Raw genomic sequence first — 12,402 nt, 5'->3', positions numbered from 1 at the left:
GGGTAAATATGGGTGCCACTCTCAGGGCACTTTTTGCCGCTCGCGCTAGTCTTAGCGTGGATCGCTGTGACGCAAGTCACCGCACCTGTCTACGCTATCCTTGTGCGAGACTCACGCAGGAATCCAGCGCAATATGAATGTCCTGATCGTTGATGACGAACCCCAAGCCCGCGAGCGACTGAACCGTTTGGTCAGTGATCTCGAGGGTTACGCAGTACTCGAACCGAGCGCCACCACGGGCGAAGAGGCGTTGACGCTGATCGACAGTCTCAAGCCGGATGTGGTGTTGCTCGATATCCGTATGCCGGGCCTTGATGGCCTGCAAGTTGCTGCCCGACTGAGCGAGCGAGAGTCGCCACCTGCCGTAGTGTTTTGCGCAACAGGCGATGAGTTTTCCGCGGAGACGCTGGAAGCCAGTGGAGTCAGCTTCCTCACCAAACCGGTGGCTGGCGAAGCATTGCTCAAGGCCCTGAAAAAGGCCGAGCGCCCAACCCGCGTCCAACTCGCCGCCTTGACCCAGCCAGCAGCCCAGAGTGGTAATGGGCCGCGCAGCCATATCAGCGCCCGCACCCGCAAAGGTATCGAGCTGATCCCCTTGGGCGAGGTGGTCTATTTTATCGCCGATCACAAGTACGTGACCCTGCGCCATCAGGGCGGCGAAGTGTTGCTCGATGAGCCACTCAAGGCGCTTGAGGATGAGTTCGGCGACCGCTTCGTGCGTATCCACCGCAATGCGCTGGTGGCCCGCGAGCGCATCGAACGCCTGCAACGCACGCCGCTGGGGCACTTTCAGCTGTTCCTGAAAGGCCTGAATGGCGACGCACTGATCGTCAGCCGACGGCATGTAGCCGGCGTGCGCAAGATGATGCAGCAGCTTTAGCCCGAGGGCTGTGGCGAGGCCTGCAACTCATATCCCGGTGCGACGCGGCCAGGGAGGCCCCGCACTTGCTGATTCAAATCAAAGCGTATTTGCCTGAGCTGTTATTATCTGCCGTATCTATTCAGTACGGATTGATCCATGTCCTCTCGCGAAATCCGCATCGCCACCCGTAAAAGCGCCCTGGCCTTGTGGCAGGCCGAATACGTCAAATCACGCCTGGAACAGGCCCATCCTGGCCTGACCGTGTCCCTGGTGCCCATGGTCAGTCGCGGCGACAAGCTGCTCGACTCGCCACTGTCGAAGATCGGCGGCAAGGGACTGTTCGTCAAGGAACTGGAAACCGCGTTGCTGGAAAACGAAGCCGACATCGCCGTGCATTCGATGAAAGACGTGCCCATGGACTTCCCCGAAGGCCTGGGCCTGTTTTGCATCTGCGAGCGCGAAGACCCGCGTGATGCCTTTGTTTCCAACACCTACGCGTCCCTGGACGAATTGCCTTTGGGCAGCATTGTCGGCACGTCCAGCCTGCGTCGCCAGGCGCAACTGCTGACCCGTCGCCCGGACTTGCAGATCCGCTTCCTGCGCGGCAACGTCAACACCCGACTGGCCAAGCTGGATGCCGGTGAATATGACGCGATCATCCTCGCGGCGGCCGGCCTGATTCGCCTGGGCTTCGAAGACCGCATCACCTCGGCCATCAGCGTCGAGGACAGCTTGCCAGCCGGTGGGCAGGGCGCGGTTGGCATTGAGTGCCGCACCGCCGACAGTGAAATCCACGCCCTGCTCAAGCCTCTTGATCACCACGACACTGAAGTCCGTGTCACGGCCGAACGAGCCCTGAACAAACACCTCAACGGTGGCTGCCAGGTGCCGATCGCCTGCTACGCCGTGCTTGAAGGCGAAAACCTGTGGCTGCGTGGCCTGGTGGGTGATCCGGACGGCGGCACGCTGCTGACCGCCGAGGTGCGTGGCCCGCAGCGTGACGCCACAGCCCTGGGTATCCAGGTAGCCGAAGAGCTGTTGGACAAAGGCGCTGGTGCCATCCTGCAAAAAGTCTACGGCGAGGCCGGCCCGCAGTGACCGAATGGCGCGTGCTGCTGACGCGGCCTGCCGAGGAGTCGATGGCCCTGGCGGCCGCGTTGTCCGGCGCGGGCATTTTCAGCAGCAGCCTGCCTTTGCTGGACATTGAGCCGCTCCCGGTAACACCTGAACAGCAAGCTGTCTTCCATGACCTGGGGCGTTACTGTGCAGTGATCGTCGTCAGCAAGCCTGCGGCACGCGTTGCCGTGGCGCAGCTGGGTCGCGCATGGCCGCAGCTGACGTGGTTCAGTGTCGGCGCTGCCACGGCGCAGGTACTGGCCGAACATGGCCTGAATGTTAAGTATCCGCCTACTGGCGACGACAGCGAGGCTTTGCTTCAATTGCCCGCGTTGCGCGAGGCTATCGCCCGCCCGGATGCACAGGTGTTGATCCTGCGCGGTGAGGGCGGTCGCGAGCTGCTGGCGGAGCGTTTGCGTGAACAAGGTGCTAGTGTCGACTATCTGGAGTTGTATCGCCGTTTCTTGCCGGCCTATGAGGCCGGTGCACTGATGCAACGCATCCAGTTGGAACGCTTGAACGGCCTGGTGGTCAGCAGTGGGCAGGGTTTTTTACACCTGCAAGCCCTCGCCGGAGCCGATTGGCCCCAGGTGGCACAGCTGCCGTTGTTCGTGCCAAGCCCGCGAGTCCTGGAGATGGCGCGGGCCGCTGGCGCAGAAAAAGTTGTGGATTGTCGCGGTGCGAGTGCCGCGGCTTTGTTAGTGGCGATACGGAGCTATCCCGTTCCCACTCTCTGAAACGCAAAGGACGGATACGTGAGCGAAACAGCCTTGCCTAAAGATGAAACCCAACCCGCACTTGATGCGCCGGTTGAGTCACCGGTCACCGCGCCGCGCCGTGGCAATGGCCTGGCAATTGTCGCCCTGCTGCTCGGCGCTGCGGGTGTTGCCGCCGGCGGTTGGGGGATCTGGCAGGTCCGCGCGTTGCAAGCCAGCAGCCAGCAGCAGTTGGGCCAGGTGCAGACCCTCGATGATCAATCCCAGTCCCTCAAGCAAAGCCAGCAACAACTGGCGGCGCGGCTGGCGCAGTTGCCGGGTGCGGATGAGTTGGAGGAGCGTCGTCGTCTGGTGGCCCAGCTCCAGGGTGATCAGCAGCGCCTGAGCCAGCGCCTGGAAACCGTGCTAGGAGCCAGCCGCCAAGACTGGCGTTTGGCCGAGGCCGAGCACTTGATTCGCCTGGCAAGCCTGCGCCTTTCTGCCCTGCAAGATATCAACAGTGCCCAGGCTTTGGTCCAGGGTGCCGACGAGATTCTTCGTGAGCAGAGCGATCCGGGCGCCTATGCTGCCCGCGAGCAATTGGCCAAGAGCCTTGTTTCGCTGCGCAGTACCGAGCAACCGGACCGCACCGGGCTGTACCTTCAATTGGCGGCCTTGCGTGATCAGGTCGTGCAACTGGCAGCGATCGCTCCTGAATATCAACTGGCCGAACCTGCTCCCGAGTCACGCCCTACCACTGATACGGAAAGCCGCTGGAGCCAATGGTGGGAGCAGATTTCCCGCTACTTCCGCATCGACTTTAACCCGGATGACAACATCCGTCCGTTACTGGCTGGCCAAGGTTTGAACCAAGTGCGCCTGGCCCTGAGCCTGGCGCTGGAGCAGGCGCAATGGGCAGCGCTCAACGGTGAATCGGCAGTCTACAGCCGCTCGTTGGGCGAGGCCCGCGGTGTGCTGCAGGATAATTTCAACCAGGACAACCCGCAGAGCAAGGCGATGCTGGCACGTATCACTGAGCTTGAACCCCAAGCGGTATCAGTGGTGACGCCGGACCTGGCCGCGAGCCTGGCCGCCGTGCAGGCTTATCTTGAGCGCCGTCATCTGTCTGCTGACGAAGCCAAGGCGGCTGCGACGCCGGCGAAGCAGGAGTAGAACCGATGAAGCGATTCTATGTAATCCTGATGCTGGCAATTGCGATCGCGCTGGCCGTAGGTGTTGGCATTTCGGAGCACACCGGCTACGTGCTGATCACCTACCCTCATGTACTGAATTACGAATCGAGCCTGTGGGCGACTCTGGTGGCGGTGTTTGCCATCGGCCTGGCGATCTACCTGGTCCGTGTGCTGCTGAGCCTGGTCACCACCTCTGGTGGCGTGGTCAATCCGTGGTCGCGGCGTAACCGCAGCCGGCGTGTGCAGGTTGCCATCGAGCAGGGCCAGATGGACCTCGCCGAGGGCCGCTGGGCCAGTGCCGAGCGCCACCTGCATCGTGCCGCCGAAGCCGAGCGTCAGCCACTGCTGTATTACCTCGGCGCAGCCCGTGCGGCGAATGAGCAGGGGCGTTACGAAGAGTCCGATGGTTTGCTGGAGCGTGCCCTGGAGCGTCAGCCCCAGGCCGAGCTGGCGGTCGCCCTGAGTCATGCGCAACTGCAACTGGACCGTGGCGATACCGACGGTGCACTGACCACCTTGCAGGCCATGCACGAACGTCACCCCCACAACGCCCAGGTCTTGCGTCAATTGCAGCGCCTGCATCAGCAGCGGGGCGACTGGTCGTCGGTGATCCGCCTGCTGCCGGAACTGCGCAAGGATAAAGTGCTGCCCGCCAGTGAACTGGCCGAGCTTGAGCGTCGCGCCTGGGGCGAGAACCTGAGTCTCGCGGCCCAGCGTGAAGAGCAGGGCGAGGCCGGCTTGCAGTCCCTTGAGCGAGCCTGGCAGCAACTCACTTCCGCCCAGCGCCAGGAGCCGCAACTGGTCCTGGCTTATGCCGAGCAACTGCGCCAGTTGGGTGCCGATGCCAAGGCCGAGGAAGCGCTGCGTGGCGCGATCAAACGCGGTTACGACAGCCATCTGATTCGACTCTACGGCTTGTTGCGTGGCAGCGATCCAGCCAAGCAGTTGAAGTTTGCCGAAGGTTGGCTCAAGGATCATCCAGGTGATGCCAGCCTTCTGCTGACGCTGGGTCGTTTGTGCCTGCAGAACAGCTTGTGGGGCAAGGCGCGGGATTATCTGGAAAGCAGCCTGCAGGTGCAGCGTAATCCCGAGGCCTGTGCCGAGTTGGCGCGTTTGTTGGCGCAACTGGGTGACACTGAACGCAGCAACCAGCTGTTCCAAGAGGGCCTTGGGTTGCTGGACAACCGTTTGCTGGCGTCACCGCTGCCTGTTCCGGTCCGAGTTTGACGTAGGAAATGGGTGAGGATCGGCCCGGAGATAACTGGCCGCCAACCCCTCATTCCATGGGAAAAACTGGCTGTGGAGCGTTTGTGGGCAATGTCTGACGCTCAACAGCCCAACGTCTTCCATCTTCTGGCGGGAAGTCCTTACCCTCTCGCGGAATCGTCTGCTCTGGCATGTATTGAAAGGGGTCAGGCCTTTCCTCTACCGTAGCGACCTATCTTTCGCGATGCGGATAAAGCATGCCTTTGGCCCCTTCACGCTCCTTGTTTTTCCTTGCGTTCCTGGCCGGTGCGCTGACATTGGGCGCGTCCTTTTACCTTGAGTTCGGTGTCTCCTTGCGCCCTTGCTTCCTGTGTCAGGTGCAAAGGGGGTTCCTGGCTGCATTCACATTGATCAATCTGGTCGCCGCGATCCATAACCCCAAGCGCTCCGTGAGCTGTCTGTATGGGCTGGCAAGCATGGGCTTCGCGTTGCTTGGCGCCATGACCGCCGCGCGCCAGGTATTGCTACAAAATGCCGCACCGGAGCAGGTGGCTGACTGCTGGCCAAGCCTGCACTACATGATCGAAAACCTGTCGTTTTGGCAGGCCCTGCAATTGACTGTCAAAGGCACTGTCGATTGTGTGGAGATCAACTGGACACTGTTCGACTTGAGTCTGCCGGAGTGGAGCCTGCTGTTCTTCGTCGGGATGTTGATCCTCGGCGCCATGCAGTTTTCACGGCTGTTGTTGAGCCAGCGTTTGCGTCCGGCGAGGCGCTGAATGCCGGTCGCAGTTTGTAGGACGGGATTAAACACTTGTATGAACTTTCTCTCCTGCGTACCTTGAAGCCATAGTCATGCGGGCATAATCTGGCCCGCACGTGTTATTGAAACCGTTTGTCAGATGCGGCCTTGTCCGGTTGCTGCTTTATCCTTGAAGTGTTGCGCGGGCACCAGGCGGCAGCGCCCCTATAGGGAAGAGAGATCATCATGCTGGAAAGTTGTCAGAATGCTCAGGAACGCTGGGGTGGGGTGCACAAGCTGATCGACAGCTGGCTGAAGGCACGTCACGAACTGGTTCGGGCCTTTGATGCGCTCGGCGCCAAGCCCGAGGCGCTGGCGCAGAACCGCGAACCGTTGCAGGATTTCTGCGGTGTGTTGGTGGACTACGTGTCAGCCGGTCATTTCGGCGTCTACGAACAACTGACCAAGGAGGCGGAAGCCTTCGACGATCAGCGTGGCCTGGATTTGGCTGAGACCCTTTACCCGCGCATCGATGTCATTACCGAAAAGCTGCTTGAGTTCACCGACCTGTGTGATGCCGGTAACTGCGTGGCAGATAAATTCAAAGAATTGGGCGCGTTGCTGCACGAACGATTCGAGCTGGAAGACTGCTTGATCGAAGTGCTGCACAACGCTCACAAGGAAGAGTCTGCTACCCAGGCTTGACCCTAGATAGCGATATACAAAAAACGGTGCGCATGACGCACCGTTTTTTATTGTCTCAAGGGCGCGTGCCGAGCAATTCGATCTCGAACACCAGTGGCGTGTAAGGCGCAATCAATTCGCCGGCGCCATCGGCGCCATAGGCTTGGGCCGATGGAATCACCAGGCGCCATTTTGCTCCCACCGGCATCTGTTGCAAGGCGCTGCTCCAGCCGCTGATCACACTGTTCAGACGAAACCATTGTGCTTGTGTGCTCTGGTCGAACACCGTCCCATCGGGTAACCGCCCCACGTATTTCACTTGGACCTGGTCGCTGGCTTTGGGTTTTTCACCGGTGCCGGGAGTGAGTTCAGTCAGCAGGATCCCATCCGCCAATTCGCGTACGCCTTTTGCTGCTTTTTCTTTGCTCAGGAATTGTTGTTCGGCCGCGAGTGCTTTTTCGCTTTGAGGCGCCTGCGCGTCGGCGTCGTTTTGCGCTTCGTGTTGGGCAAGGATCGCTTCGATGCGGGCATTATCCAGCGCCAGGGGTTTGCCTTGGTAGGCCTGCTTGAGACCATCGATCAGCGCCTGGATTTGCAGGTCGGGAACCTCCTGGCGCAGGCGTTCGCCGAGGCTGGCGCCCAGGCTGTAGGCGAGGTCATGCTGATTCTGGTCAACGGTTTTCGCCGACGATTGATCGCTCGCATTGGCCACCGAAATTGCCAAGCCCAGCACAAGAAAAAGGTAACGCGACATGGGCATTCTCCCGCCGAAAGTGCGACGGATTATGCCAGTGTGAAAGGGTAAAAAGTGCCGCGTATTTTCGTTATATCGATAAGAATTTTCACACGGTGCAACGCAAGGCAAACGATACTGTCAACATGCCCTAGCGGCGGTAAGAGCAGAGGGCTAGTATGAGCCGCACCCACGTCAGCCAGGAGGTAAACCATGTCGGCCAAACAGAAGCCTGTTAATACCCCGTTGCATTTACTCCAACAACTTTCGGGCAGCTTGCTCGAACATCTGGAAAGCGCTTGTTCCCAAGCTCTGGCCGATGCAGAAAAACTGCTCGCCAAGCTGGAAAAACAACGCGGTAAAGCGCAAGAGAAGCTGCACAAATCCCGCACCAAACTGCAAGATGCCGCCACTGCCGGCAAGGCCAAGGCACAAGCCAAAGCCAAAGACGCTGTCAAAGAACTTGAGGACCTGCTGGACGCCCTCAAGGATCGCCAAGCTGAAACCCGCGCCTATATTTCCCAACTGAAAAAAGATGCCCAGGAAAGCCTGAAGCTGGCCCAGGGCGTTGGTCGTGTGAAAGAAGCTGTGGCTAAAGTGCTGGGTGCTCGTACCCCTGCAAAAGCGGTTGCAGCGAGCGCGGCGAAAAAGCCAGCGAGCAAAGCTGTTGCTGCAAAGGCACCTGCTAAAGCTGCGGCAAAACCTGCTGCCAAAACTGCTGCTGTGAAACCAGCCGCCAAGCCAGCCGCTAAAACCGCTGCTGCGAAACCAGCCGCCAAGCCAGCTGCTAAAACCGCTGCTGCAAAACCAGCCGCCAAGCCAGCTGCTAAAACCGCTGCTGCAAAACCAGCCGCCAAGCCAGCTGCTAAAACCGCTGCTGCAAAACCAGCCGCCAAGCCAGCTGCTAAAACCGCTGCTGCGAAACCAGCCGCCAAGCCAGCCGCTAAAACCGCTGCTGCAAAACCAGCCGCCAAGCCAGTGGCTAAAACCGCTGCTGCAAAACCAGCCGCCAAGCCAGCGGCTAAAACCGCTGCTGCAAAACCAGCCGCCAAGCCAGTTGCTAAAACCGCTGCTGCAAAACCAGCCGCCAAGCCAGCTGCTAAACCTGCTGCTGCGAAACCGGCCGCCAAGCCAGCTGCAAAACCTGCTGCTGCGAAACCGGCCGCCAAGCCAGCTGCAAAACCTGCTGCTGCAAAACCAGCTGCCAAGCCAGCTGCAAAACCTGCTGCTGCAAAACCAGCTGCCAAACCAGCTGCAAAACCTGCTGCTGCAAAACCAGCTGCCAAACCAGCCGCAGCGAAGCCCGCCGTTGCCAAGCCAGCTGCCGCAAAACCAGCACCGGCCAAGCCAGCAACACCGGCTGCCCCGGTAGCGTCCACCGCTCCAACTGCACCGGCCAGCAGCACGACTGCCCCGGTAGCGCCAAGCACCACCCCAACCAGCGCTTCCTAAGTGTTGGTGGCCACGACGCGCAGCTGTTGCAGCGCGTCGTGGTCAAGGTTGGCGGCATCCTCAGCCGCCAGTCCTTCCAGCCATCGTTGCTGACCCATCGCATCACCCATCTGCCACAGTTGCGCCAACGCTTCCAGACGTGCCAGCAACTGCTGTTCGGCGTCCAGCTCCAGGGCCTTGACCCGTTCGCGTAATCCCGCCAAATCCTTATCTTGCTGTGCCATGGCGCGCCATTGAGTGCGTAGGTGTCTTAACGGTTCGATCACGCCTGTCTGCCAAGGCCTGGCGACCTGTCTCAGCGCCTGTATACGCTCGGCGGTCACTGTCACCGCACGCTGCTCCAACCACGCGCCACACAACAACAGGCACACGTCTGCCCCTTGTGCCTGCAAACGCAGGCAAGCGGCCTCCACGCCCGGGCGGGCGTAAGTCGAGAGGGCAAAGCTCCACAGGTCAGCGCACATATTCACACCCAAGCCAGCGGCGAACGAAGCTGGTAGACTCCGCCGCCATTATGATCCGACTTCAAAGCCTAACATTACAGCGTGGCCCGCAACGTCTTCTCGAAGACGCCGAGCTGACCCTGCACGCCGGTCACAAAGCCGGCCTGATCGGTGCCAACGGCGCCGGCAAATCCACGTTGTTCGCCCTGTTGCTGGGTGAGCTGACCCCGGATTCCGGGGACTGCTTGCTGCCGGCCGACTGGCGCATCGCCCATATGCGCCAGGAGATCGACACCCTGGACCGCATCGCGATCGACTACGTGCTCGATGGCGACCTGCGCCTGCGCCAGGTGCAACACGACCTGGCCGAGGCCGAGAAAGCCCAGGACGGCGCCGCCCAGGCCCGCCTGCACTCGGAGCTCGACAGCGCCGACGGCTACACCGCCGATGCCCGCGCCCGCAAGATGCTCGCCGGCCTTGGCTTTACCAACGAGCAGATGGACCGTCCGGTCGCGGACTTCTCCGGTGGCTGGCGCATGCGCCTGAACCTGGCCCAGGCCCTGATGTGCCCGTCGGACCTGTTGCTGCTCGACGAACCGACCAACCACTTGGACCTCGATGCGATCCTGTGGCTGGAAGACTTCCTCAAGAGTTACCAGGGCACCTTGCTGCTGATTTCCCACGACCGGGATTTCCTCGACGCCGTGGTCGACAACATCGCCCACGTCGAACAGAAGAAAATCACGCTGTACCGTGGCGGCTACACCGCGTTCGAACGTGCTCGTGCCGAACGCCTGGCCCAGCAGCAACAGGCGTTCGAGAAGCAACAGGCGCAACGTGCGCACATGGAAAGCTACATTGCCCGCTTCAAGGCCCAGGCCACCAAGGCCCGCCAGGCCCAAAGCCGGATCAAGGCACTGGAGCGCATGGAGGAGCTGTCGGCGGCCCACGTCGATTCGCCGTTCGACTTCGTGTTTCGCGAGTCGGTGAAGATCTCCAGCCCGTTGCTGGATCTCTCCGATGCACGCCTGGGTTATAGCGACAAAACCATCCTGGAAAAAGTGAAGCTGCAACTCACGCCGGGTGCGCGCATTGGTTTACTCGGCCCTAACGGTGCGGGCAAGTCGACGCTGATCAAGAACCTGTCGGGTGAGCTGTCGCCATTGGCCGGCCGCCTGACCCGTGGCGAGAACACGGTGGTGGGCTACTTCGCCCAGCATCAGCTGGACTCTCTCGATTCCAAGGCCAGCCCGTTGCTGCACCTGCAGCGCCTGGCGCCGACCGAGCGCGAACAAACCCTGCGCGATTTCCTCGGTGGTTTCGACTTCCGTGGTGCGCGCATCGACGAGCCGGTGCTGAACTTCTCCGGCGGCGAAAAAGCCCGCCTGGCCCTGGCATTGATCGCCTGGGACCGTCCGAACCTGCTGCTGCTCGACGAACCGACCAACCACCTGGACCTGGAAATGCGCCTGGCGCTGACCATGGCCCTGCAGGAGTTCAGCGGCGCGGTACTGGTGGTGTCTCACGATCGCCATTTGCTCAAGAGCACCACGGATAACTTCCTGCTGGTGGCGGACGGCAAAGTCGAGGAATTCGACGGCGACCTGGACGACTACGCGCGCTGGCTGACGGACTACCGCCTGCGCAACGCGCCGGTCAGCAACACCCCGGTCAACCCGGACAAGACCGACAAAAAGGCCCAGCGCCAAGCCGCCGCCGCGTTGCGTCAGCAACTGGCGCCGCACAAACGTGAGGCTGATAAGCTGGAAGCCGAGTTGGGCAAGGTGCATGAGCGCCTGGCCAAGATCGAAGCCAGCCTGGGCGACAGCGCCGTCTACGAGGCCGCCCGCAAGGATGAGTTGCGCGACCTGCTGGCCGAACAGGCCAAGCTCAAGGTGCGTGAAGGGCAATTGGAGGAGACCTGGATGGAAGCCCTCGAATTGCTCGAAACCCTGCAAGCGGAGCTGGAGGCGCTGTCCTGATGGAAGCGTTGCAGCTGCCGATACCGACGCAATGGGTCGAGCCTGTCTGGGTTGGCGTGCAAATCCTGCTGATCCTGCTGGCGGGTTACCTTGCCCAGCGCTTCGTCGCCAAAGGCCTGACCCGCCTGGGTGAGCGCTACCCATTCCCGCCGCAGCTGCTGATGCCGCTGCGCGGTGGCTTGCGCTGGCTGATCATGGGCAGTGCGCTGATCTTCGTGCTGGGCCGCCTGGGTGTGTCCGCCACAGTGCTGTGGACGGCGTTGTCCGGGTTTGTCGCGGTCGCAGCCGTGGCGTTCTTCGCCATGTGGTCGGTGTTGTCCAACCTGCTGTGCGCCATCCTGATCTTCACCGTCGGGCCGTTTCGCCTGGGCGATATCGTCGAGCTGGTGGATACCGTCGACAAACCGGGGGTGAAGGGCCGGGTCGTGGCGATCAATCTGCTCTACACCACGTTGATCGAAGTGGCAGAGGCGGGGACTGACAGCGCGATGGTGCAAGTGCCCAACAGCCTGTTTTTCCAGCGTTCGGTGCGGCGTTGGCCAGGTACCCATGTGTTTCCGGGCGACCGCTAGTATTCACATCTTGTAAAAATCTATAGCCAGCCTTTGGTCGGCGGAGTTAGCTTAAGGCACAACAGCAAACTCCCTCCTGAGGTGTGTAATGGCACTCGATACGTGGCTGGCCTTTTTCCTGGCCAGTTGGATCATCTCCCTTTCCCCTGGCGCTGGCGCCATCGCCTCGATGTCCAGTGGCCTGCAATATGGTTTCCTGCGCGGTTACTGGAACGCGATTGGCCTGCAACTGGGCCTGGCGATGCAGATTGCCGTCGTGGCATGCGGCCTGGGTGCCATCCTGGCGACATCCTCCACCGCGTTCTATGCAATCAAATGGTTTGGCGTGGCGTACCTGGTGTACCTGGCCATCAAGCAATGGCGCGCGTTGCCCATGGACATGACCGATGACGCGGCCGTGCGCCCGATCGGCAAGCCGATGGCGATGATGTTCCGTGGTTTCCTGGTGAATGCCAGCAACCCCAAGGCCTTGGTGTTCATGCTGGCGGTGCTACCGCAGTTCGTGAACCCGCAGGCGCCGCTGCTGATCCAGTACCTGATCCTGGGTGCGACGATGATCTGCGTCGATATGGTGGTGATGGCGGGGTATACGGGGCTGGCGTCGAAGGTGTTGCGCCTGTTGCGTACGCCTAAACAACAGAAGCGTATGAACCGTACGTTTGCCGGGTTGTTTGTTGGGGCGGCTGGCTTCCTTGCCAGCCTGCACCGTGCGACAGCGTAAC

At 61.0% G+C, this 12,402-nt stretch carries 13 protein-coding genes; 11 read left to right on the top strand and 2 right to left on the bottom strand.

Features of this window, described 5'->3' with window-relative positions; genetic code table 11:
- The first annotated feature begins 133 nt into the window (after positions 1-133).
- From ACP7EW_RS17195 to ACP7EW_RS17165, 7 genes are all read left to right on the top strand, one after another.
- On the top strand, positions 134-880 hold the full coding sequence (locus ACP7EW_RS17195) for a LytR/AlgR family response regulator transcription factor (RefSeq protein ID WP_426218524.1): 747 nt from the start codon (positions 134-136) through the stop codon (positions 878-880).
- 138 nt (positions 881-1,018) lie between these two features.
- Positions 1,019-1,960, top strand: a complete 942-nt coding sequence (gene hemC, locus ACP7EW_RS17190; protein ID WP_033897507.1) for a hydroxymethylbilane synthase — start codon at positions 1,019-1,021, stop codon at positions 1,958-1,960.
- Positions 1,957-2,715: a uroporphyrinogen-III synthase gene (locus tag ACP7EW_RS17185; RefSeq protein ID WP_426218522.1), complete on the top strand. Its 759-nt coding sequence runs from the start codon at positions 1,957-1,959 to the stop codon at positions 2,713-2,715. Before hemC ends, ACP7EW_RS17185 begins: the two co-directional genes overlap by 4 nt.
- An 18-nt stretch (positions 2,716-2,733) precedes the next feature.
- A complete protein-coding gene (locus ACP7EW_RS17180) occupies positions 2,734-3,846 on the top strand; it encodes a uroporphyrinogen-III C-methyltransferase (protein ID WP_426218520.1) in 1,113 nt (370 codons plus the stop codon).
- A 5-nt stretch (positions 3,847-3,851) separates the two neighbouring features.
- Entirely contained in the window at positions 3,852-5,093 is a 1,242-nt protein-coding gene (locus ACP7EW_RS17175) for a heme biosynthesis protein HemY (protein ID WP_426218518.1), read from the top strand.
- Between the two features lie 236 nt (positions 5,094-5,329).
- Entirely contained in the window at positions 5,330-5,851 is a 522-nt protein-coding gene (locus ACP7EW_RS17170; RefSeq protein ID WP_061434569.1) for a disulfide bond formation protein B, read from the top strand.
- A gap of 209 nt (positions 5,852-6,060) precedes the next feature.
- Entirely contained in the window at positions 6,061-6,519 is a 459-nt protein-coding gene (locus ACP7EW_RS17165; RefSeq protein WP_016975860.1) for an Rsd/AlgQ family anti-sigma factor, read from the top strand.
- Positions 6,520-6,574: 55 nt separating this feature from the next.
- On the opposite strand, the gene ACP7EW_RS17160 is transcribed toward ACP7EW_RS17165, so the two are convergent.
- Complete coding sequence (locus tag ACP7EW_RS17160; RefSeq protein WP_426218516.1) at positions 6,575-7,252, bottom strand: FKBP-type peptidyl-prolyl cis-trans isomerase; 678 nt, start codon at positions 7,250-7,252, stop codon at positions 6,575-6,577.
- Positions 7,253-7,444: 192 nt separating this feature from the next.
- Here ACP7EW_RS17160 and ACP7EW_RS17155 point away from each other — a divergent pair, with 192 nt between their 5' ends.
- Positions 7,445-8,683, top strand: coding sequence for an AlgP family protein (locus ACP7EW_RS17155; protein WP_426218514.1), 1,239 nt, complete (start codon positions 7,445-7,447; stop codon positions 8,681-8,683).
- Here ACP7EW_RS17155 and ACP7EW_RS17150 read toward each other — a convergent pair.
- Positions 8,680-9,147 (bottom strand): TIGR02444 family protein, encoded by a 468-nt coding sequence (locus ACP7EW_RS17150; RefSeq protein WP_133075536.1) that lies wholly within the window; start codon positions 9,145-9,147, stop codon positions 8,680-8,682. The two genes, ACP7EW_RS17155 and ACP7EW_RS17150, sit on opposite strands and share 4 nt — an antisense overlap.
- A 50-nt stretch (positions 9,148-9,197) precedes the next feature.
- Here ACP7EW_RS17150 and ACP7EW_RS17145 point away from each other — a divergent pair, with 50 nt between their 5' ends.
- The 3 genes from ACP7EW_RS17145 to ACP7EW_RS17135 all read left to right on the top strand — a co-directional run bounded on the left by ACP7EW_RS17145 (position 9,198) and on the right by ACP7EW_RS17135 (position 12,401).
- Positions 9,198-11,108 (top strand): ATP-binding cassette domain-containing protein, encoded by a 1,911-nt coding sequence (locus ACP7EW_RS17145; protein WP_426218512.1) that lies wholly within the window; start codon positions 9,198-9,200, stop codon positions 11,106-11,108.
- On the top strand, positions 11,108-11,680 hold the full coding sequence (locus tag ACP7EW_RS17140) for a mechanosensitive ion channel family protein (RefSeq protein WP_010207425.1): 573 nt from the start codon (positions 11,108-11,110) through the stop codon (positions 11,678-11,680). The genes ACP7EW_RS17145 and ACP7EW_RS17140 overlap by 1 nt, the downstream gene beginning before the upstream one ends.
- Before the next feature lie 88 nt (positions 11,681-11,768).
- Positions 11,769-12,401 carry a LysE family transporter gene (locus ACP7EW_RS17135; protein ID WP_028618426.1) on the top strand — a complete coding sequence of 211 codons (633 nt, stop codon included), beginning with the start codon at positions 11,769-11,771 and terminating at the stop codon, positions 12,399-12,401.
- Position 12,402 lies beyond the last annotated feature (1 nt).

The sequence above is a fragment of the Pseudomonas sp. DWRC2-2 genome (assembly GCF_049897885.1).
GTDB classification, from domain to species: Bacteria; Pseudomonadota; Gammaproteobacteria; order Pseudomonadales; family Pseudomonadaceae; genus Aquipseudomonas; species Aquipseudomonas azotoformans_A.
This window is presented reverse-complemented; position numbering and strand designations above follow the sequence as displayed.

What these genes read in the sequence shown, in the direction of transcription:
- ACP7EW_RS17135 (WP_028618426.1), top strand. Translation starts at nt 11,769, where the DNA reads ATGGCACTCGATACGTGGCTGGCCTTTTTCCTGGCCAGTTGGATCATC.
- ACP7EW_RS17175 (WP_426218518.1), top strand. Translation starts at nt 3,852, where the DNA reads ATGAAGCGATTCTATGTAATCCTGATGCTGGCAATTGCGATCGCGCTG.
- ACP7EW_RS17170 (WP_061434569.1), top strand. Translation starts at nt 5,330, where the DNA reads ATGCCTTTGGCCCCTTCACGCTCCTTGTTTTTCCTTGCGTTCCTGGCC.
- ACP7EW_RS17140 (WP_010207425.1), top strand. Translation starts at nt 11,108, where the DNA reads ATGGAAGCGTTGCAGCTGCCGATACCGACGCAATGGGTCGAGCCTGTC.
- hemC (WP_033897507.1), top strand. Translation starts at nt 1,019, where the DNA reads ATGTCCTCTCGCGAAATCCGCATCGCCACCCGTAAAAGCGCCCTGGCC.
- ACP7EW_RS17150 (WP_133075536.1), bottom strand. Translation starts at nt 9,147, where the DNA reads ATGTGCGCTGACCTGTGGAGCTTTGCCCTCTCGACTTACGCCCGCCCG.
- ACP7EW_RS17160 (WP_426218516.1), bottom strand. Translation starts at nt 7,252, where the DNA reads ATGTCGCGTTACCTTTTTCTTGTGCTGGGCTTGGCAATTTCGGTGGCC.
- ACP7EW_RS17155 (WP_426218514.1), top strand. Translation starts at nt 7,445, where the DNA reads ATGTCGGCCAAACAGAAGCCTGTTAATACCCCGTTGCATTTACTCCAA.
- ACP7EW_RS17165 (WP_016975860.1), top strand. Translation starts at nt 6,061, where the DNA reads ATGCTGGAAAGTTGTCAGAATGCTCAGGAACGCTGGGGTGGGGTGCAC.
- ACP7EW_RS17145 (WP_426218512.1), top strand. Translation starts at nt 9,198, where the DNA reads ATGATCCGACTTCAAAGCCTAACATTACAGCGTGGCCCGCAACGTCTT.
- ACP7EW_RS17195 (WP_426218524.1), top strand. Translation starts at nt 134, where the DNA reads ATGAATGTCCTGATCGTTGATGACGAACCCCAAGCCCGCGAGCGACTG.